The 19,609-nt window shown below is 40.3% G+C and carries 20 protein-coding genes; 8 read left to right on the top strand and 12 right to left on the bottom strand.

Annotated features, from left to right (window positions below):
* Window positions 1–169: 169 nt before the first annotated feature.
* Window positions 170–1,105 carry an HNH endonuclease gene (locus DET59_RS20110; protein WP_113971384.1) on the bottom strand — a complete coding sequence of 312 codons (936 nt, stop codon included), beginning with the start codon at window positions 1,103–1,105 and terminating at the stop codon, window positions 170–172.
* Between the two features lie 121 nt (window positions 1,106–1,226).
* Here DET59_RS20110 and DET59_RS20105 point away from each other — a divergent pair, with 121 nt between their 5' ends.
* Both DET59_RS20105 and DET59_RS20100 read left to right on the top strand, forming a co-directional pair.
* On the top strand, window positions 1,227–1,841 hold the full coding sequence (locus DET59_RS20105) for a hypothetical protein (RefSeq protein ID WP_113971383.1): 615 nt from the start codon (window positions 1,227–1,229) through the stop codon (window positions 1,839–1,841).
* 61 nt (window positions 1,842–1,902) lie between these two features.
* Complete coding sequence (locus DET59_RS20100; protein ID WP_113971382.1) at window positions 1,903–2,103, top strand: hypothetical protein; 201 nt, start codon at window positions 1,903–1,905, stop codon at window positions 2,101–2,103.
* Between the two features lie 497 nt (window positions 2,104–2,600).
* Here the strand turns inward: DET59_RS20100 and DET59_RS20095 are convergent, their stop codons facing one another.
* From DET59_RS20095 to DET59_RS20080, 4 genes are all read right to left on the bottom strand, one after another.
* Entirely contained in the window at window positions 2,601–3,113 is a 513-nt protein-coding gene (locus DET59_RS20095; protein ID WP_142675615.1) for a hypothetical protein, read from the bottom strand.
* 16 nt (window positions 3,114–3,129) lie between these two features.
* Window positions 3,130–3,921 carry a hypothetical protein gene (locus DET59_RS20090; RefSeq protein ID WP_113971380.1) on the bottom strand — a complete coding sequence of 264 codons (792 nt, stop codon included), beginning with the start codon at window positions 3,919–3,921 and terminating at the stop codon, window positions 3,130–3,132.
* 4 nt (window positions 3,922–3,925) lie between these two features.
* Window positions 3,926–4,294, bottom strand: a complete 369-nt coding sequence (locus DET59_RS20085) for a helix-turn-helix domain-containing protein (RefSeq protein ID WP_113971379.1) — start codon at window positions 4,292–4,294, stop codon at window positions 3,926–3,928.
* Between the two features lie 349 nt (window positions 4,295–4,643).
* A complete protein-coding gene (locus DET59_RS20080) occupies window positions 4,644–5,135 on the bottom strand; it encodes an LURP-one-related/scramblase family protein (RefSeq protein ID WP_113971378.1) in 492 nt (163 codons plus the stop codon).
* A 240-nt stretch (window positions 5,136–5,375) separates the two neighbouring features.
* On the opposite strand from DET59_RS20080, the gene DET59_RS20075 reads away from it, so the two are divergent.
* Window positions 5,376–6,248 carry an alpha/beta fold hydrolase gene (locus DET59_RS20075; protein ID WP_113971377.1) on the top strand — a complete coding sequence of 291 codons (873 nt, stop codon included), beginning with the start codon at window positions 5,376–5,378 and terminating at the stop codon, window positions 6,246–6,248.
* Between the two features lie 192 nt (window positions 6,249–6,440).
* On the top strand, window positions 6,441–6,941 hold the full coding sequence (locus DET59_RS20070) for an NUDIX hydrolase (protein WP_113971376.1): 501 nt from the start codon (window positions 6,441–6,443) through the stop codon (window positions 6,939–6,941).
* A gap of 91 nt (window positions 6,942–7,032) precedes the next feature.
* Here the strand turns inward: DET59_RS20070 and DET59_RS21800 are convergent, their stop codons facing one another.
* Genes DET59_RS21800 through DET59_RS20060 form a run of 3 tightly spaced genes read right to left on the bottom strand, consistent with a single transcriptional unit; the run spans window position 7,033 to window position 8,575 of the window.
* A complete protein-coding gene (locus tag DET59_RS21800) occupies window positions 7,033–7,197 on the bottom strand; it encodes a hypothetical protein (RefSeq protein ID WP_181778255.1) in 165 nt (54 codons plus the stop codon).
* Window positions 7,197–8,363 (bottom strand): DUF4062 domain-containing protein, encoded by a 1,167-nt coding sequence (locus DET59_RS20065; RefSeq protein WP_113971375.1) that lies wholly within the window; start codon window positions 8,361–8,363, stop codon window positions 7,197–7,199. Before DET59_RS20065 ends, DET59_RS21800 begins: the two co-directional genes overlap by 1 nt.
* A gap of 59 nt (window positions 8,364–8,422) precedes the next feature.
* Window positions 8,423–8,575, bottom strand: coding sequence for a hypothetical protein (locus DET59_RS20060; protein ID WP_258549752.1), 153 nt, complete (start codon window positions 8,573–8,575; stop codon window positions 8,423–8,425).
* 308 nt (window positions 8,576–8,883) lie between these two features.
* Here DET59_RS20060 and DET59_RS20055 point away from each other — a divergent pair, with 308 nt between their 5' ends.
* Both DET59_RS20055 and tatC read left to right on the top strand, forming a co-directional pair.
* On the top strand, window positions 8,884–10,638 hold the full coding sequence (locus DET59_RS20055; protein ID WP_113971374.1) for an alkaline phosphatase D family protein: 1,755 nt from the start codon (window positions 8,884–8,886) through the stop codon (window positions 10,636–10,638).
* Between the two features lie 19 nt (window positions 10,639–10,657).
* A complete protein-coding gene (gene tatC, locus DET59_RS20050) occupies window positions 10,658–11,407 on the top strand; it encodes a twin-arginine translocase subunit TatC (RefSeq protein ID WP_113971373.1) in 750 nt (249 codons plus the stop codon).
* A 550-nt stretch (window positions 11,408–11,957) separates the two neighbouring features.
* Here tatC and DET59_RS20045 read toward each other — a convergent pair.
* Both DET59_RS20045 and DET59_RS20040 read right to left on the bottom strand, forming a co-directional pair.
* Window positions 11,958–14,123 carry a heavy metal translocating P-type ATPase gene (locus tag DET59_RS20045; RefSeq protein ID WP_113971372.1) on the bottom strand — a complete coding sequence of 722 codons (2,166 nt, stop codon included), beginning with the start codon at window positions 14,121–14,123 and terminating at the stop codon, window positions 11,958–11,960.
* On the bottom strand, window positions 14,116–14,481 hold the full coding sequence (locus DET59_RS20040) for an ArsR/SmtB family transcription factor (protein WP_113971371.1): 366 nt from the start codon (window positions 14,479–14,481) through the stop codon (window positions 14,116–14,118). The genes DET59_RS20045 and DET59_RS20040 overlap by 8 nt, the downstream gene beginning before the upstream one ends.
* Before the next feature lie 581 nt (window positions 14,482–15,062).
* Here DET59_RS20040 and DET59_RS20035 point away from each other — a divergent pair.
* On the top strand, window positions 15,063–16,385 hold the full coding sequence (locus DET59_RS20035; protein WP_113971370.1) for a hypothetical protein: 1,323 nt from the start codon (window positions 15,063–15,065) through the stop codon (window positions 16,383–16,385).
* 168 nt (window positions 16,386–16,553) lie between these two features.
* Here the strand turns inward: DET59_RS20035 and DET59_RS20030 are convergent, their stop codons facing one another.
* Entirely contained in the window at window positions 16,554–17,576 is a 1,023-nt protein-coding gene (locus DET59_RS20030; RefSeq protein ID WP_113971369.1) for a type II TA system antitoxin MqsA family protein, read from the bottom strand.
* A 495-nt stretch (window positions 17,577–18,071) separates the two neighbouring features.
* Here DET59_RS20030 and DET59_RS20020 point away from each other — a divergent pair, with 495 nt between their 5' ends.
* Complete coding sequence (locus DET59_RS20020) at window positions 18,072–18,569, top strand: DinB family protein (protein WP_113971367.1); 498 nt, start codon at window positions 18,072–18,074, stop codon at window positions 18,567–18,569.
* Window positions 18,570–18,942: 373 nt separating this feature from the next.
* Here DET59_RS20020 and DET59_RS20015 read toward each other — a convergent pair whose 3' ends face one another.
* Window positions 18,943–19,554 carry an FMN-binding negative transcriptional regulator gene (locus tag DET59_RS20015; protein WP_113971366.1) on the bottom strand — a complete coding sequence of 204 codons (612 nt, stop codon included), beginning with the start codon at window positions 19,552–19,554 and terminating at the stop codon, window positions 18,943–18,945.
* Window positions 19,555–19,609 lie beyond the last annotated feature (55 nt).

Here is a 19,609-nt window from a genome sequence, read left to right as displayed (position 1 = left end):
GCGTAAGGGAATGACATAACCACGTCATTTCGTAACTTTTCATAAATTCCAGTAATTAACAACCGTTACTGGTTTAGTTTGGTGATCCCTTTTTTTTTTTTAAAGGAACCTGACCTTTGATAATTTCATATTCGGTTATTTTTCATTTGACATATTACCGCAGGTCTTTTTATACTAGTTCTTTATTCAATTCAATCCACTTGATTAAATGTTTTTTACTTGGTTCGTACCATTGAGAACATAAATAGTATTCTCTCTCCATTATTCTAATCGGGGAAGAATAATATCGATTACGACCCTTTTCATCTTTAATTTGCTGTTTAACATCGTATGAATAATCAAGTGGCTTCAGTAATGGGAAACTTAGGTTGAATTCCTTCTTTGAATATGAAGCAGTTGTTAATCGTGCAATCTCTTTTTCAGGGACCCTATTCGATTCCAGTATTTCTCTTAAAGTGGTTTGCGCTAAAACACCCACCTTCTTTTCATAAGGTTCCCTTGAATTTGTTATCTCCTCAGGTCGGCTTACATGTTCGTTTGATGGATTCTTCAAAACTTGTCTTTGAACTTCCAGTTTAATCTTGTCCGATAGAATCTGACTCTCTCTCATCAACTGATGGATTCGATCACAATTTCTCCAGTGCTCTTCCCATATTTCAGGATCAACGATTTCATCAAACTCCACTTTCGTAGGTTTACTCCATTTTTCAAAGGAATCCAGCCTGCTAATGATTTCAGTGATATTCTTAATGCCGCGTGTATATGGAGAAAGTTTTGCACCACTCAGGATCCATTCCCTCCAACTCGAGTTACCCTTGGATTGATTGCATTTCCCACAAGCTGGAACCAAGTTCTGTATTTCAGAAATATATCCTGTCGGTCGTTTATTTTGCACCAATGGACGGAAATGATCCCATTCTGTGTGACGATCCCCGCAGTAAGCACACACGATTGCATCATTCATACCTAATAAAGTTAACACTTCATTAATTTCTTGGTCAGTTGGTTGTATACAAGGAATAATTCCATTGATAAATGAATTGGTTATGCTAGAAGATCTCCCGTTGATATTTACTGGAACAGGCATTTTGAAAAATGATGACATAAGCTAAGCTCCCTATCTATTAATTTGTCTAATATTATCAAAATTCTCGATAACAACATGTAATATTATGGTAACATAAAAGGAGTATTTTACTAGTATTGAATGAAACGAGGAACCACTTATGCCTATAGCTGAAAGAGACTACTGGAATGATAATCGGTATCGACCTAAAAGCAAGAAAGCTCCCAAATGGTCATGGAGCGTCATTGTATTCATCCTCCTGGCGTTGTTCGCAAGCGGGTTACCAATGAAGATCTACAACGAAATCACAATCCAGCAGGAACAAGAAATACGAAGCTACCTACAGGAGCGCGAACAATACTTCAGCTCCAGTGACCAAAGCTTCAAACAGCTGATGACCAAGCTCAACGCTTCTAACGGAAATCTTTCATCCCTGACACTCGACATCAACGAAACCGATATGATGCTCACGCAAAATTATCAGAAGCTCATCAATCTGGATCCTCCCCACGATTTCAAGGAGCTCCACAACAAAACCATCGAGCTATACGTCATCAAGCAGGCAGCCGTCGACTATCTCGTATCATCGGCAAATGCCAACACCTATCATTCTGAAATACTATCTACTTATATAGAAGAAAGTAATCGAAAGATGAGTGAGTTACGACCACTGATGATTGAGGGATTGCAGAAAGCCGATCTGCGTTATCGTATCGAGCAGGATGGGACGTTGACGTATTGGGTGAAGGATCATTATTCGCGGAGTTTGGAGTAAGGGGCGATCAATAAGAATAGGATAAATTGAACAGGTTTAATAAGCTGAGAGGAGAACTTTTATGGAAATGAAAAGCATTGGTATTTTAATATCCAGTCTTTCCGTCCTAACCTTTTGCATTGTAAAGGCGATGGAAGAAGCATCAAGATACATCTCCAATGGAACTTTTGATTTCATGGGGTGGTACATCTATGGATTGATTGTCATCGTTTTCTTGACTGGAGTATTTCTAATAATCCAAAGGGATGAGAGTGAATCCTAGATTTCCTTATTTCGTAAATCTTTCAAAAAGGATTTGGGGACGTATCTGATCCTTCCTCCTATGAAGAATCAAGTACGTCCCCTGAACCGGGGGACTGACCCCAAATCTCCTAATCTTACTCCATTCTCGATAGGAGAATCGATCACCCTTCCACTCTAATATTTATATAATATAGTAGAACATAGACCGATCTTCTCTTCTTCTAAAACTCAAAATGGTAGTTTTCTATTTCCCTTAAAACGTTTATAAATTCCATTGTATCCATAACGCATTCGTGTCTGGAAACACTTCCATTTTCGAGTTTGACTGAGAATATGACCGTTTTACTATTTGGTCTTAAAGGAACTACGTCTTCAATAGACACCTATCCTTCCGTTACAGCTTTTATAAGTAAGATATCTGTGCTCATGAAACTGACAGGAATGGCTGGATTGTGTACTAATTCTATTTTATGAAGATTGTCCATTATTTTCTTTTTAATCGTCAGGGTTCCTTTATCACTGGAGAAAATGGTGATATTTCCTATTAACGAGGGAAAAGTGGTGAAGCAACAAATAAGTTAATACTAATATAGAAGTTTCCCCGGCATTTTTTCTTAAATCAGTTCCACTGGTCACTTCAAATCCTTCTTCATAAAAATCCTCGATCCAACTTTCTGGTAGGTCATCATGCTCATGATAGAATTTTTTTAATGTAGAATAGAGTTTTCTTGCTGGTGAAATCGCCGAAGAAGCATGAAAGAAAAGTTCTAGCAACCTTAGCTCTTGATACCCAACCAGCTCCGGATAGTCTTCCTCTTCACTTACAATAAAATAGGGAATAGGGACACTCGCTAAATAATGTAATCGTTTTTGGCTATGAGAGATTTCTCTATGGACCCAATCAGGTATAAGGATCATATCATACTCCTTAAATACTTCCTCTGAGCTGTAAACATCATCATGTTGGCTACAAAATTCAAGATTGTTGTTATCCATGATGAGTATACGATTACCTTCTAGCTCATTCAATTTGGCTCTTAGGTCTCTATAATTCCCCACTCTCTAGTTTCCCTTTCACTTGTGAATATTTTTTTTCCAGACCGTATATAAAATCTTTTGTTTCATTATAAGCACGGTCACCGGTAATGTTTACTTCATCGACTTCATGTTTTAAACGTCCAAAATCAACTTTAAATGAAGGTTTGACTAGATTCTCATCTAAAGATAATTGTTGAAATATTTCTACCCAGGCTTCAGTGTTTAGGGATAAATCAAAGTTTATCTTTATATCTTCTTGGAGTTCTTTATTATGATACTCGAGTGCAGATTCATATAGCTGGATTAATATCGCTTTATAAGGTGCTTTAAACGTATCCATACAGATAGCAGCCTTATGAACAAATTCAGTTTGTCTCAAATCTAAAAAGTATCTGTAAATATCCTTACTTATTAACATTTGACTCGCAAAATAGTCAGCTTTACGCTCTGTTAAATCAAGTTCCGTAGAAATTTCATGTACATTTGAAGAGTTCTCTGTAAGGTGGTATATTTCATGCCAATAAATGAAGTATTGATACAAGCGAGGTTGTGAAGTATTAATGACTGGAATTTTTCTCCCGTTTGGTAATTCTCTTATAGCGCCTCCCCAGTTTGGATCCGGGATTGGAATTTGAATCAGATAGTGATCCTTTAATATTTGTAATCCATGTTTTTCAGGTGATTGTATATTGTATTTAGCAAGGAACATATGCATATATTGTAAATGTCTCTGAACCTCGTGATCAATTTGTTGATTCAATCTTACTGTTTCGTCTAAATTCGTACTCGTTATCCTCATTTTTTCACCCCTTTACATAAAAAGCCGCAACCGTTAATAATTCATCTAGATCATTTAATAATTCTTGTGTTAAAGGGCTTTTATTAGAAATCGTAGATCGATCTGAATCCTGAGTTGATGGTAATTGCCATTTTTCTTCCTGAATTCCTGAAAATTCCTCAAAATAATCATTGGGTAAATCGAGAGCCTCTGTAATCTTTCCTAACTGTTCCTCATATTTTTTGGGATTCGGACTTTTCCCTTCTAGAATTTGATTAATGGTCGGACGAGAAATCCCTGTCATTTTAGACAAAGCCGTCTTTGTATACCCTTTAACCCTTAAATACCTTAACAAATTTTCTCCAACCATAGTCTGCAAATGATAAAGTCTCATGGTTTCACACCCCCTACCTCACTAATATAATTATACACTAAACGATATCGAATTCGTAAAAATAATTTTTACAAATCGTAAAAATATTACTTATTATAACCAGGTTAAGCATTTATATTTCACATTTATTCAAGAACAATTTTGGGTTAATCGGGAAAATGGGGTGGCACATCTATGGATTGATTGTCATCGTTTTCTTGACTGGAGTATTTTTGTTAAACAAAAGGGATGAGAGTGAATCCTAGATTTCCTTATTTCGTAAATCTTTCAAAAAAGTATATGGGGACGTATCTGATCCTTCCTCCTATGAAGCGTCAACTACGTCCCCGCGCCTTTCCATTTTACAAGCTCAGTTAACCGAAGAAGCAGCCGCTTCATCCGCCTTCACACAATCAATCGCAATCACAAGCGCCAGAATGATCGTTTCCATTTCTCCATCTAGTATTTGCACCCTGTAGCTGTCACCCCAAGAGAACCACTCCTTGCCCACTTCGCCTACAACATTGCCATGCTGCAATACCTGAAAATTCATATCCCACCAATTACCCTGCACTTCAATGCCTGCCGCATCAATCGTATAGCGGGCTTTTAGAAAGGATAATTCCTTCTTGATCGTCAGTACTTCTTGACCATTCACCTCAACAAAAAACTTCGGTAAAAAGCTGAACGTCTTCTTCGTAATAAGGGCCACTTCATCCCTGCTTGTATTCATAATGGAGAAAGTCTTCGGAACCATCATGAAGCTTCCCTCCACATAATATCGATCCTTCTCCTCTTGATCTTTTACCGTGAATTTCCCGCTGAGACTGAATACTTTTTGTTTGATGTATAGCTGTTTCATGATATTGCCTCCCACTCTTGAGTCTTTACTTTATTTACGTGCGAGATGGGATTTGGTTCCAGAATATTCCCTCCTCCTGACTGTTCAATTTCCCACGCAGTTTCATGTAATATTATGGTAACATATAAGGAGTATTTAACTAGAAACGAATGAAACGAAGAATGACATTTGCCGTAGTCGAAAGGGCATGAAACGTATAAATATATATTTCTAGAAGCATAGTGGAGAGGTGTTTTTTGGGTGAAGGGAAGCATTTATAAAAGGGAAGGGAAAAAGCTTATTTCGCAACACTACGATCGGTATCTAAAGTCGTTTGATTTTGATGTCGAGCAGATATATGTTGATACAAGTTATGGTCAAACACATATTCTTGTAGCAGGACCACCAGAGGGAAAACCCGTTTTTGTATTTCAGGGTGGTAATTGTATAAATCCCATGACTTTATCTTGGTTTTTACCCCTCATAGAGAAATACAGGGTTTATGCTCCAGATACAATTGGTCATCCAGGATACAGTGATGAAGGTAGAATTTCAGCGAAGGACCATAGTTTTGCCCAGTGGATCAAGGAACTGATGGATTCCTTTTCTATAGAGAGTAGTGCATTTGTCGGTCCGTCCTACGGGGCAGGTATAATTTTGAGATTAGCCACATTTATGCCAGGTAGAATTGACTGTTCTGTATTGGTATCACCAGCAGGAATAAGATTAGGTTCTAAGATCAGGATGATTAAAGATATCTTACTTCCTCTAGTCTTATTTAATGGTACGTCATCACAAAAATACCTCAATAAAATGACTGATGTTATGTCAGATAAGAAGATGAAAGAAATGGATAAAAAAATTATTGGAGATGTATTCAAATATACGAGACTTGAGCAGGAAATGCCCAAATTAACTACCAAGGAAGAATTGTTACATTATAAAGCCCCCACTTTAATCATAGCAGGTGAAAAAGATATCTTCTTCCCTGGAAATGAGTTGAATAAAGTGGCTGGAGAAATCATTCCAAATTTAATTGCCATCAAGACCTATGATATGGGCCATTTCCCATCTGAAGAACATTTGATAGAAATGAACGATGATATTGTAGAGTTTTTAGATGATTATTACTGACCTCGTTCAGTATCCATTAGAGGAGCAAGAAGGTCGGGGACGGTTATGACGCTTACCAAGAGGAAAAAGCACGAGAACGGTTCTCGTGCTTGGTCCGTCCTGGGCCGGTTCTTTCTGGGAATAAGGATTAAATGAAAAAAGAGATAGGCATTGGATGATAATAGAATGATTCGCCTAGAGGAGAGAAAATGAATGAAGACTACATATGTTAATTGGGGAGAAGCAACAGTCAAATTAACCTGGAATGCTGATAGAGAGCTCCCTCCAAGAGAACGGATAACCAGCGTTCATGGATTTTGTTTCAAGGATGACCAATTATTATTGGTCCATTTACATCATCGAGGGTGGGACTTTCCGGGAGGTCATATCGAAAAAAAGGAGACCCCTGAAGAATGTCTGAAACGTGAGGCCTATGAAGAAGGGTACGTTTCAGGAAGCCCCTCCCTTTTAGGCCATATCATCGTTGACCATCGTGAAAATCCTATTTGGGATCAAAATGGTCCTTATCCTCAAATAGGGTATCAAGTTTTTTATCGCGTCGACATTGACCAATTACATGAATTCCAGGGTAAGTATGAGTCAATAGAAAGAATCTTTATTAACCCAAGCGAAGTCGCAGGATACTATCAGGATTGGAACGGTCTTTATCAGGAAATACTTGATGAGGCATGCAATGGGGCTGATTCTTCATAAGATGTAAAGGTCCGTCCCCTTGCTTATAACCTGTCCCTCCGTCCATAATAAAAAGCACTGCAAAACAGCAGTACTTATCGTGTGAATTCGTTTATATTTTCCGGTTTTTATTTTTCCCAAAGGCTTCTTTCAACCGTTTATTTGTTTCGTCAAATCTCTTACCTTTTGCCTCAATGTACTTTTCGTCAGCTTTTACTTTACCGGAGGCAACATGAATGACCTTTTCATCCTCATTACGAATTACATGTGTACTCATTATTTTATCCCTCCAAGTAATTTGATGGCAAAATTACGAAATAGTGCTGGTTCTGTTTCTATTATATCACGCATGATGTCTTCTTTAAAGCGTTGAACAGTTTCTTCCGTCCAAAATGAATCGACAGGATAATGAAAGCAAATGACATAATGACCGGATTTTACCCCAAGATATAATTGTCTTTTCTCTTCACTATAAAATAATTCCGGGTTTTCACTTTCAAAGGCTCTCACCACATAGGAAGTGGAATCTTCTAAGCTGTATGCAGAATTATCGTCGCTCGCCATACCGGATGCAGCAATTAATTGAAGCTCCTGATCTGCCTTTTTATATAGTGTGCTGCCTGAGCACGATTCATATTCACCAAGCACTTTTTCAAAGACTGTTCCTGGTTTTGAATAGATGATACCTTTTTTCAAAAACCGTTGCAAATATTCCAGAAACATTCTAGGATTTTGTATTTCCCCTTCCCTTAAATAGTCGATCATTCTAGAGGTGAACTCTGCATGTTTTCGATAAGTTGGCCCCTCTGAAATTTGTTCATCAATTTCATCTTTCAGCGCAAGATACCTACTGCCTTTACGAAATAAATCACTAAAGTATCTTTTTATTGTTTTTATCGTATCGACCCCAAGAGCAATCTGTTCAAGGTAGTGTCCTTTTTGATAAATATCAAATAAAAATCCCCATACATACGAATCAATACTATCTGACTTCTCAGGATGTTTATTCCAAGCTTCTTCTGCAATATCCTTATAGGTATCGGGTTCCATACCATGGTGGCTCTTTTTATATTCTTCAACCATTTCAGCAATCATAAACCTCAGGTCATACCAGAACAAACGGTATATATCCTCTTGTACAAACACAATAATGTGCTTGTTATTTTGATGGGCTGCTTGAAATTCACAGTGTGTCACCGTTGCTTTGTAAGCTTCAATATAATTTCCAGCTTTATGAGACACAAATAGCAGGAAAATATCACTTTTACCTACATGTTCAAGACAATTTTCAACCAATTCTTGCGGAGGCCACGGTCCAAAATCTTTCTCATACATTTGAGGATAATGTTCCATCGTTTTTAACTCAGTATGTACTTGCTCTCTTAGTAGTCTTAATCCAGATTCAGCAGCAGAACTAATAAAAACTTTCACTGGTTCAGCCATCTCAACACCTCTTTAAAGTTAAGTACATTTACTAATTCGACATATTTCTTAAAATCCCTTTAAATCCCAATAAGTAAGTTCGTATAGAATGGCGGGAAGCACATGAAAGAAGAATCCACTTCGGCGCCGGTCAGTTCGCTGAATATCTCAACGATTTCTTCCTGAGAGTGATAGGAAGCATCCAATTCCATCGTTGGGCTTGATAACTGCATTGAGTCAGCAGACCATGCAATTCTTTATCCTCACCCGACATGGGGTTTTCTTCTCTGATTCCATTTTATTATGTAGTTTTCTTTTCACCCATGTTAAGAAAAACGGGGCTGACCTCCTACTAAAAATTGGTGAAATCTGCTGAATCTTCCCTTTTTACTGAAATATCCTATTCATAAACCTCCTTTTATCCCAGGAATGACGACCCTCCTGTTCTATTCTCTGTTTACATTCATTTACAGTAACTTAAAGATGGTCTCTTATACTATGAACTGTTCGATTCAATAGATTCATGAAGGGAGACATCCACATGACGAAGGAGAGATCGATGGAAAATTGGATTCAAAAACTGAATGAAGAGACCTTACATAAAGGGCTCGACCGTCGCGGATTCCTTCAAGGGGCGGGGAAAGTCGCCGGCATTTCATTAGGGGTGGCGATTGCTCAATCGATGGGCGGTTTCTCTGTCTCTGCAGAAGAAGCCGGGTTAGAGGATTATCCCTTTTTACTCGGGGTAGCTTCCGGTGACCCGCTCCCTGATAGTGTCGTATTGTGGACACGTTTAGCCACGGACCCGCTTAATGGCGGGGGCATGCCTGACCGCAAGATTCCTGTGAAATGGGAAATCGCGAAAGATGAACATTTCCGCCGTATTGTTCAGCGCGGCACGGAGATGGCAAGTCCGTCCCTCGCCCATTCCGTTCATGCAGAAGTTGGGAACCTGGAATCAGGCACGTTGTACTATTACCGGTTCAAAGTCGGGAAGGATGTCAGTCCGATCGGAAGAACGAAAACCCTTCCTGCCCTGAATGCAGACGTCGCAAGTCTGACTTTTGCCTTTGCTTCCTGCCAGCAATATGAGCATGGCTATTATACAGCCTATAAGCACATGGCCAAGGAAGACCTTGATCTCGTTTTCCATCTTGGAGACTACATTTATGAATACGGTCCTGATGAGTATGTAGCCAAATCAGGAAATGTGCGACACCATAAAGGTCCTGAAATCCGTTCGTTGGAGGACTACCGCAACCGTCATGCCCAGTACCGGACAGACGCGGACCTGCAGGCAGCCCATGCGGCTTTTCCCTGGGTTGTCACATGGGATGACCATGAAGTGGAAAACAACTATGCCGACATGATCCCTGAAAAAGGCCAGTCTGTGGAAGAGTTCGTGCAACGGCGAGTGGCTGCTTATCAAGCCTACTATGAACATATGCCACTAAGAAGATCGTCGATGCCACATGGAGTGGACATGCAGCTCTACCGTCAGTTCTCATACGGAAACTTAGCGAATTTCATGGTTCTCGATTCCCGTCAGTATCGTTCTGATCAGGCGAATGGAGATAAAAGCTCTCCCCAGACGGAAGAATCCCTGGATCCTTCCCGCACGTTGTTAGGCAGCGAGCAGGAACAATGGGTTCTTGATCATCTCGGCAATTCCAACAGCTCCTGGAATGTATTGGCCCAGCAAATCTTTTTTGCCAAACGAAATTATGGTCCAAGCCCCGATCAACCTCGTTACAGCATGGATGGCTGGGATGGCTACACGCCTGCAAGGGAGCGCATCACGGAATTTGCCCGTAAAGAAAACATGGATAACTTGATTGTCCTGACAGGTGATGTACACGCGAACTGGGCTTCGAATATCCTGGCTGACTTTGATGATCCGTCCTCACACATGCTTGGAGCTGAGTTTGTCGGCACGTCGATCACATCAGGTGGAAACGGGGCAGACAAGCGCGCTGACACGGATCGTATTCTTGCCCAGAATGAACATATTAAATTTTTCAACGATTATCGCGGGTATGTCCGCTGTCATGTCACGCCGAACGAGTGGAGAGCCGATTATCGGGTGGTTCCATTTGTCTCGAGTCCCGGGGCAGATATTTCTACCAGAGCTTCCTTTGTTTACGGTAAAGATTCAGAAGGACTGAAGGAAATAGCAACGTCAACCGTTCCCCAAGGGATACAGACATCTTCCGAGGTAGAAGATGATCGTCATGAAGCGCACAACCGGGCCCATAATAAGCAGGCCCAAAAAGGCAAACGCATGCAAATGAACTAGCACCAAGGAGGCTGAGGCCATGAAAGATCGCAACGAGCAGCTGATTGGACACTTGGAAGAGCTCAGGAGCCGGGCCATTAAAACCGTGCTCGCTTTTATTGGTTTCCTGATCATGGGAATGGCTTTTATGAAACCGATCTATGGGTGGCTGATCAGGGATTTAGACATGAAGCTTGCGATTCTCGGACCAAGTGAGATTCTTTGGGTGTACATGATGATTGCCGCTGTCTTCTCTCTGGCTGCAACCATTCCTGTCGCTGCCTATCAAGTATGGAGGTTTGTCTCTCCAGGTCTGAGTCCGACAGAACGAAAAGTCACGTTACGCTTCATACCCGCCTTGTTCTTTTTGTTTATTTCCGGCATTGGATTCGGTTACTTTTTACTCTTTCCAATCGTCCTGAATTTCTTGACCACCCTGTCAGCCGACCAATTTGAAACGATGTTCACAGCGGAGAAATACTTCCGATTTATGCTGCACCTTACTCTGCCTTTTGGCTTGTTATTTGAAATGCCTTTAGTGATCGTCTTTCTGACGGTACTTGGCATTTTGGACCCGGCCAAATTGAAAAAATCAAGAAGGATCGCCTATTTCTTGCTGATTGTCATTTCCGTGCTGATTACGCCGCCGGATTTCCTATCAGATGTGCTCGTCATCCTGCCACTCCTGCTTTTATATGAAATCAGCATTACCTGTTCAACGATCGCTTATAAGAAACGCGCTTCTCATGCTAGGGAAACGACGGCAGGTCAAGAGAATGTTGCTCTATGAAAGAAGAGGCTCGGAATGAACAGAAGCTGCTTCTTGAGTGTAATCGGGATCAGCACATCCGTGTACCCACGCACAAATCAAACTGACAGGAGGAGAAACCTATGCTTACAAACGTTAATCGGGGACGGTTCCGATTTGACTTTTGCAAAAATGAAAAAATTATATATCAGATTGGCACCACCACATCAAAGATATGTCTTCTTAATTAGTATAACTAGTAAGAGCCCCAGTTACAGACATTTGGTATCAAGTTCATTAGTGATAGAATAAATCACCTCTTTTTAGTTTTGCCGTTTCTTCTTTTTATAGACGTATTACCCAAGATAATGAATCCTACAAAAATACCTCTTGAATATTAATGACAACACGAAGCTGTGTTCACAAATTTTAAACAAGGCATAGTGGTAAACCCCTGGTCATTGGTGATACACTTCACTGGCCTTATCGATTTCCATATTCATGAAAAAAGTCAAATCGGATCCGTCCCCATTTAACTCATTTAACTTTTAACTCAAGGGCTTTCCAATCTATTGGGAAAGCCCTTTTCCCTTTATTCTTTTACTTTCATTAGTCGTAAACCATTTAGTGCTACCAGAAGAGTTGCGCCCATATCAGAAAGAATGGCAATCCAGAGCGTTAACCAACCTGGGATAACCAATAGTAAGGCAATTAGTTTAATTGCAATTGCAAAAGTAATGTTAGCTTTGATGATATTTAGAGCTTTCCGGCTAAGTTTTATAGTAAATGGAAGTTTTCTTAAATCGTCTCCCATTAGAGCGACGTCTGCCGTTTCCAGAGCTGTATCTGTACCAGCTCCACCCATTGCAATACCAACATTTGAGGCCGCCAATGCAGGTGCATCATTAACACCATCTCCTACCATAGCTACGTTGCCATACTCGGATGTCAACTGTTTAATTAAGTCTAATTTGTCTTGAGGCATTAGTTCAGCTTGAATATCGGATACCCCGACCTGACCTCCTATTGCATTCGCAGTACCCTTGTTATCACCTGTAAGCATAATCGTCTTTTTGATGCCAAGTTGATGTAACTTTTGAATAATTTCCTTACTTGATTCACGAACTTCATCAGCAACTGCAATAACTGCAAGTATTTCTTTATCAGTTCCAACAACCATCGCTGTTTTCCCTTGATTTTGAAGAGTTGTTACATTTTTCTCTAAGTCATTATCGAAATCACCATTCAATAATTCTTTAAAGAGTTTCGGGCTACCGATATAATAAGTCGTCCCGTTTACAATACCTTTTATACCCTTACCTGTAATAGAAGAGAAGTCCTCTACCTGTACTTCAGAATAAGTAATGTTCTCCTCTTCTGCTTTTTTCATAATCGCAGATGCAAGTGGATGCTGTGAACGATACTCTAAAGCAGTAATGATGGATAGTAATTCTTTTTCATTTATCTGTTTGTTCAACACATTAAAATCAGTTACAGCTGGGACCCCTTTTGTTAAGGTACCTGTTTTATCGAATGCTATGGCCTTTAAAGCACCCATTTCTTCTAAATACACTCCGCCTTTTACAAGAACACCTTTTTTCGCTGCATTACCGATTGCTGAAACAATCGAAATTGGAGTGGAAATTACTAGTGCACATGGACACCCAACAACAAGAACAGCTAATCCTTGATAAATCCATGTTTCCCAACTTAGATCAAAGAATAAAGGTGGGACTATAGCAACTAATGCTGCAATGATCATAATGATCGGTGTGTAATACTTCGCGAATTTATCGACAAATGCTTGCGAAGGAGCGCGTTCTCCTTGTGCTTCCTCTACAAGATGAATAATTTTAGAAATCGTTGTATCTTCTACAAGTTTCGTTATTTTCACTTCAAGTAATCCTTCTTCATTTAACGTACCTGCAAATACTTCATCATCAACCGTTTTTTCAACAGGGACTGATTCACCTGTAATTGCTGCTTGATTGACGGCAGAGTAGCCACTTACAACTACACCATCCATTGCAATCTTTTGACCTGGTTTTACAATCATGATATCCCCTACAGTAATATCATCAACATGAATCATTATTTCTTGTCCATTACGTCTAACGAGTGCCTCTTTAGGAGCGATATCCATTAATGAACGAATCGATTGTCTTGCTCTATCCATAGAGAATCGTTCTAGAGCTTCACTAATAGCAAAGAGAATAACAACAATGGCAACTTCTGCCCACTCTCCAATAATGGCACCACCTATAACAGCAACTGTCATAAGGGTTTTCATGTCAAATTCAAATCGCAATAAATTTTGCAATCCGACTTTAAAAAGTGATAATCCTCCAATAAACATGGATGCTAAAAACAATAAGGACGTAACGATGTTCTCTTCTCCATTCACAAACGAGGAAAGATAACCAAAAGCAATAAATAAGGAAGCATAAAGTAGAGTACTATGCTTTTTATAAAACGGCACTTTATCTTCTTTCGTATCTTCTTTTACCTCTTGTGAAGCTTGGCGAGCAGATTTTTCAGAAGTCACTTTAAGATTCTCAAATGCACCTGCTTTTTCTAGTTCTTGAATCGTTGCATCACCGTAAACTGATATCTTAGATGCTCCAAAATTCACTTTTGCATCCTCAACTCCAGGAAGTTTTTTAACATTATTTTCAAACTTACCCGCACAATTTGCACATGTAAATCCCTGGACCCGGTAAACATTTTTTTCAGTCTCTAATGCTTTTGCTTCAGACAATTTTAATAACCTCCTTCTGATGTGCAAATGCAACCTGTATTAGTTGCTTTACATGATCATCATCTAATGAATAGTAAACTAACTTACCTTCTTTTCGATAATTAGCTAATCCAAGATTTTTTAGTAACCTTAGATGATGAGATGTTGTGGCAGTTGTAGCACCAACAATATTCGCTACATCACATACACACAATTCATCTTCTAAAGAGAGAGCATACGCAATCTTAATCCTAGTATCATCCGATAAAGCTTTAAAAACTTTGGCTACTTCCAAAGGATTTTGTAGGAGTAGTTCATTTTTACCTCTTTTGACTTTTTTTTCATCTATACACGTAACTTCACATGTATCATTTTTCAAATTTTTCACCTCATATCAATCAAATGTTCGTTTGAATATAATCATAATTGAACAAAAACAAATAGTCAAATATATGTTTGAATATACATTACATAAAAAGCAGTTTTTCTTTAGTTTGCAGTAATTAATTATTCTTATAACTGAATTTAATTTCCTTTTTATGTTGCGTAAACTAGAGGGAATATCGTCAGGATGCGGTTATTAAGAGTTTTCACTATAAAAAGCCCAATATTAATCGGGGACGGTTCAAGATATGTCTTCTTAATTAGTATAATTAGTAAGAGCCCCGGTTGCAGAAATTTAATATCAAGTTCATAAGTGATAGAATAAAACACCTCTTGAATATTAATGACAACCCGAAAGTGCGCTCACAAATTTTAAAAAAGTCATAGTGGTAAACGGATGGTCATTGGTGATACATTTCACTGCCTTATTGATTTCCATATTCATGCAAAAAGTCAAATTGGATCCGTCCCCATCCGGTTACTTCCGAGACCCAGCCGGTAATAGTAGAGTGTCTTCCCTGTCAAAACCCTGACATTATACTGAATGACCTTGGACCAATCGAGTGTGAGGGGGTTGTGACTGGCCGTGTTCTATGTGACGGTAGACCGGTGGCGGGAGTAACGGTAAGGCTGAGCAGCCCGCTTCTTGTTTTCGAATCCCCGGCGGTCATCACCAATGGCAATGGCGAATTCACAAGCTCTGTCAGCGTTCCACAGGGTACCTCTGAACAAGAGACGTCTTATACAGCAAGAACAGAGGTAAATGGCATTCCGGTTTCCGAAACCAATACCGTTGAAGTCAGCTGTCCAGCCTGTCGAAATCCTGTCATTCAATTAGATAACCCCGGTCCGATCAGCTGTAGAGCTGTCATTACTGGACGTGTCCTTTGTGATGGTGTCCCGGTGCCCGGTGTGCAAGTGACATTAAGCAGTACGCTCCTCGTATTCCAGCCATCTGTCGTCACAACCGATTTCAACGGAGAATACTCCAGTGTGGCAACCGTGCCGTTCCCGACTCCGATAACTGAGGGTGTCCCTTTTACAGCAAGTGCCACGGTGAATGGCATCCCTGTCTCGAATACCAACTTTGTCCGGGCGGGATGTATCGACTGTCCTAATCCGGCGATGAATCTGATTGTACCGTCGACCATCGAATGTAATGGTACCCTCATGGGAAGAGTGGTCTGTAATGGGGCAACACCAATTCCGAATGTACCGGTCTTCTTCGATGTCGTTCAGTCCCATACCAATGTATTCATTAATCCGAATCCTGCTGTCACTGGAGCGGATGGACGATATACTGCGACGATCATGGCGGTTGACGGGACTGTTGAGACCATTACCGTCAGAGCGAGGGCGACCGTTGGTGGCATCCCGATCAGTGCAGGGCCATTCAACGTAAGCATCAACTGTCCCGCTCCACCGGAATGTACTTGTAAATTTAAACTGGATACACAAGGGGGATCGCAGCCTGGTGCCCAGATCCGAGTGACTCGTTTCGGGAATAACGTAACAGATTATACCGGGACGTTAAATGTGACCATCAATCAATGCGGGGCTTCCCCGGTTTCTCCTTGTAACCCGGCAGTGGATAACTTCAACTTTGTCTTCAATGCAAACAACGGGGATAACTTCCAATTCACCCAAGGAAGAAGAATGATGATTGCCTGCGAAGAAGACTTTACGGTTGCCATCGTAGAAGGAATGATCAACGGACGCGTAAACAACGGCCCTTCCCGAACATTCGATGCCCAAATCAGGGCAACCCTCAACAATGTCACCGGGCAGATCACCTATGAAATCTTTGCGACCGATAACACGACAACCACTTTCGAAACCATCGTTCCCTTTACCGCAGCAGGAAGTCCACAATCCTTTATTGTTGACTGTCCAGAATAGGTTCCATTGAGAACCATCCGAAAATGACGCACATTCAGCAAGAAGGCTGTCGGGAAAGTTCCGACAGCCTTTTCTTTGTTTGGATGCTTATTTACGACATGATAAAGTCAAAAAGAGCCATGGGACCTGTCCCCTTGGCTTCTTCCCCCTTGGCTTCACATGGCTCCCTCAATCAATCGATAAGTCTTTCGCAAAGGAATACGATATAGGACTATTACTTGCCGTATGCTTGTAGGCTTCTTCTTCATGCATCTTAAGTATGATTTCATCTGTGTTTAAACTTCCGACTTCTGAAATGACGTGATTTAATGTTTGAATTTCATCTTCTGTCAACTCAGTGATTTCTAACCCGGGTGCAGGCTTGAATTTATATCCGATATTTTCACCATATTGTACGGTTTCAAATTGAATGCCGTCTAATAACACGATTTGTTCGTAGCCTTCAGGAACAACGCCCATTGGAAGAGCATTATAGACCATTCCACTTATTGATTTTTCTTTTCGTTTAAAATGTACAACATCTGCATACCAAAGCATTTTCATTAATTTTACTTTATGAAGGCTATTTACCTTTTCGGAGAGGTAGTTGATCATCTCAACCACTTTCTTCAAATTAAGATCTGTATTGCCCTGAGCTGTTGCGTCTTCGTAATCAGCATAACTAGCGTATATTGAATCTATAAGATAGTGGTTTTTCTTTTTTTTATATTGTTCATTTGCTTCGTGCAGGGACTTTGCCAATGCTTTGTCAGATATCCTACCCTTTTCCTTCGCATCATGCAGCTTTTCTAGAAACCACTTTGGGTCGGAACTGATCTTTCTTAATACATCGTCATGAGCACGGTCCTGCACTTGATGATTCTCATATCTCGTAATCGTTGCCCTGCCCCAACCTAAGACTTCAGAAAAGTCTTTTTGACTAATATCGTACCCCCGCCTAACACCCATGATTTCATCGGAAGTTAACAAACCTAACTTCTCCCGATACGCATCTTTCATAGCGAGGCTATTCGCTTTTATCATTTCTTCCGTTTCCATAAGGTCTTCCGTAGCCGAGCAATACTCATATTTAGCCGTGAATTGAACTTCCTCACCCTTAAAAATCTCATCATCCGTCACTTCAACCGTTTCCACTTCATGCTCTTCCATGCATAGTAAGCAAAGCTTCTTTTCACTTTTGACTATTTTCATCATACTCACCTTTTCTTTCTATAAGGAAAGCCTTCTTCCTTAAAGGGAATCTCTGCAAAATGAAAGGACATGACCAAAATAAAACTGTCACCAGCAACATGCGTCAAGTTAAGTAGTTCGGCTCTGATTTTGATATAAACATCCTCATCAGCATATTCCTTTCCGAATACCCTAATTATAACACTCCCTGTATCCACCAGCGAAATTTTCGGCATCAATTGATACCTTTTTTACGTTATATATATTGTCCACATTTTAACTCATGGGCTAATTATGAAAGGATAACCTAATATTTTCAATATTCATAATTCTACCATCAATTCATTATTATTTTGTGATTTTTTGTAAAAACATGTATATAGTTCAGTACATTGAACCCCCACGGGCATATACCTAAATTGACATACACATGAACCCTTAGATAGGCGAAAGGATTACTCAGCATGATACAATAAAAGGGAGATTTTTCTTTTCAATTTAAAGGAGGGAATCACAATGTTCACAACAGTAAGTAGTTTCGTACAAGAATGGAAACAAGAAGCCGCCGTAACCCAAAAGGTCCTCGATGCCCTGACAGATCAATCATTAAATCAAGAAGTGGCACCTGACTTGTACAGCATTGGCAGCGTCGCCTGGCATATCACGGGATCTTCTTATTACTTCCCGGCTCAGCTCGGTATCACATTCGAAGTACCGGACCTTCGTAAAGACGCACCTAAATCTGCCTCAGAAATCAGTGAAACGTATAGAACGGTAAGTACGCGTCTTGCAGAAGCCGTTTCTGACCAGGTTTCGGATGAAAAGATGAACGAAGTGGTGAATCTATTCGGGATGGACATGCCGGTGCAAGCCGTATTTCGCCTGCTGATTCAGCACCAGGCTCATCATCGTGGGCAGTTGACGACTCTTATGAGACAGGCTGATTTGAAGGTGCCTGGGGTATATGGTCCGAGTAAGGAAGAATGGGAAGCGATGAATGCGCAGAAGAGTTAATGTGAGTGAAGACACCCGGCGGAAGCCGGTTGTCTTGTTATATCATTCAAATCATATGAAAATGTTCTATTTTTAAGAAAAAAGGATCAAAATGAGGACACTTTAAAGGTCGAAATCATCGACAATCCTTCTCTTAGCCATTTTATGAACCAGTTTTCACTCTTTATGGTCCACTTATCAAATATATGATCCGGTTTCAAGCATTTATAATCCGGAATTCTGATATATGAACCCCTTTTCGATTATATGAACCTTTTGTCGAAAAATGTAGTTTCATAGCCTTTTCTTATCTGCACCTTAGGACATGACTCGGTTACACAGAAACGTTGTCTGATCCATCCCCAGATTCCTAAGCACTAACCGCAGAAACCCATTACTTTTTTACATTCGCCTTCATCCATTCTGCAATCTGTTGCTCATCCGTATGCGGAATCTGTTCAAGCTGATGGATGACCCGCTCTTGTCGCTCTACTGAATGGTTTTGACTTACCTTCGCTTTTCCTTCTATCTTCTTGATTTTCATTTTGAAGCCCTGCACTCCCTTGCTCATGCCGGAGAGATACTCTGCACCTGCCTCCTGTAACGTGTATGAACTGTCAGGAGCTTCATACTTCATCACCAAATCCTGAAAGGAATCCATTAACTCACTTTCGTCCTTCAGAAGCTCGACTTCCCCGTATACATGAACAGTCACGTAATTCCATGTCGGCACGGCCTTACTCGTCTCATACCACGATGGCGAGATATAACAATGAGGCCCATGGAAAACAGCCAGCACGGTTTGATTTTCAATCTCTTTCCACTGAGGATTCGGACGGGCGAAGTGTCCGTATAAGTACGTATTCTCCTTGTTTAACAGTAACGGTAAATGAGTGGCAACCGGCATTCCATCGTGTTGGGAAAAGAGAGTCGCAAAGCTATGTTCTTTCATGATCCCATAAGCCACCGATTCCTCTGTAATCTTAAAATCTTTTGGAATATACATAGTGATCCACCTTAAAAATTGATTTACTTTAAATCTATCCTGTTTTTGATGTATT

It is taken from the genome of Rossellomorea aquimaris (assembly GCF_003315075.1).
GTDB lineage: Bacteria > Bacillota > Bacilli > Bacillales > Bacillaceae_B > Rossellomorea > Rossellomorea aquimaris_C.
Note: the sequence above shows the minus strand (reverse complement) of the source record. Positions and strands in the feature narration are given on the sequence as shown.

Excerpts from the sequence above, each read along its gene's own strand:
- DET59_RS20110 (WP_113971384.1), bottom strand. The coding sequence starts at position 1,105 with ATGTCATCATTTTTCAAAATGCCTGTTCCAGTAAATATCAACGGGAGA.
- DET59_RS20105 (WP_113971383.1), top strand. The coding sequence starts at position 1,227 with ATGCCTATAGCTGAAAGAGACTACTGGAATGATAATCGGTATCGACCT.
- DET59_RS20100 (WP_113971382.1), top strand. The coding sequence starts at position 1,903 with ATGGAAATGAAAAGCATTGGTATTTTAATATCCAGTCTTTCCGTCCTA.
- DET59_RS20090 (WP_113971380.1), bottom strand. The coding sequence starts at position 3,921 with ATGAGGATAACGAGTACGAATTTAGACGAAACAGTAAGATTGAATCAA.
- DET59_RS20085 (WP_113971379.1), bottom strand. The coding sequence starts at position 4,294 with ATGAGACTTTATCATTTGCAGACTATGGTTGGAGAAAATTTGTTAAGG.
- DET59_RS20080 (WP_113971378.1), bottom strand. The coding sequence starts at position 5,135 with ATGAAACAGCTATACATCAAACAAAAAGTATTCAGTCTCAGCGGGAAA.
- DET59_RS20070 (WP_113971376.1), top strand. The coding sequence starts at position 6,441 with ATGAAGACTACATATGTTAATTGGGGAGAAGCAACAGTCAAATTAACC.
- DET59_RS21800 (WP_181778255.1), bottom strand. The coding sequence starts at position 7,197 with ATGAGTACACATGTAATTCGTAATGAGGATGAAAAGGTCATTCATGTT.
- DET59_RS20065 (WP_113971375.1), bottom strand. The coding sequence starts at position 8,363 with ATGGCTGAACCAGTGAAAGTTTTTATTAGTTCTGCTGCTGAATCTGGA.
- DET59_RS20060 (WP_258549752.1), bottom strand. The coding sequence starts at position 8,575 with ATGCAGTTATCAAGCCCAACGATGGAATTGGATGCTTCCTATCACTCT.
- DET59_RS20055 (WP_113971374.1), top strand. The coding sequence starts at position 8,884 with ATGACGAAGGAGAGATCGATGGAAAATTGGATTCAAAAACTGAATGAA.
- tatC (WP_113971373.1), top strand. The coding sequence starts at position 10,658 with ATGAAAGATCGCAACGAGCAGCTGATTGGACACTTGGAAGAGCTCAGG.
- DET59_RS20030 (WP_113971369.1), bottom strand. The coding sequence starts at position 17,576 with ATGAAAATAGTCAAAAGTGAAAAGAAGCTTTGCTTACTATGCATGGAA.
- DET59_RS20020 (WP_113971367.1), top strand. The coding sequence starts at position 18,072 with ATGTTCACAACAGTAAGTAGTTTCGTACAAGAATGGAAACAAGAAGCC.
- DET59_RS20015 (WP_113971366.1), bottom strand. The coding sequence starts at position 19,554 with ATGTATATTCCAAAAGATTTTAAGATTACAGAGGAATCGGTGGCTTAT.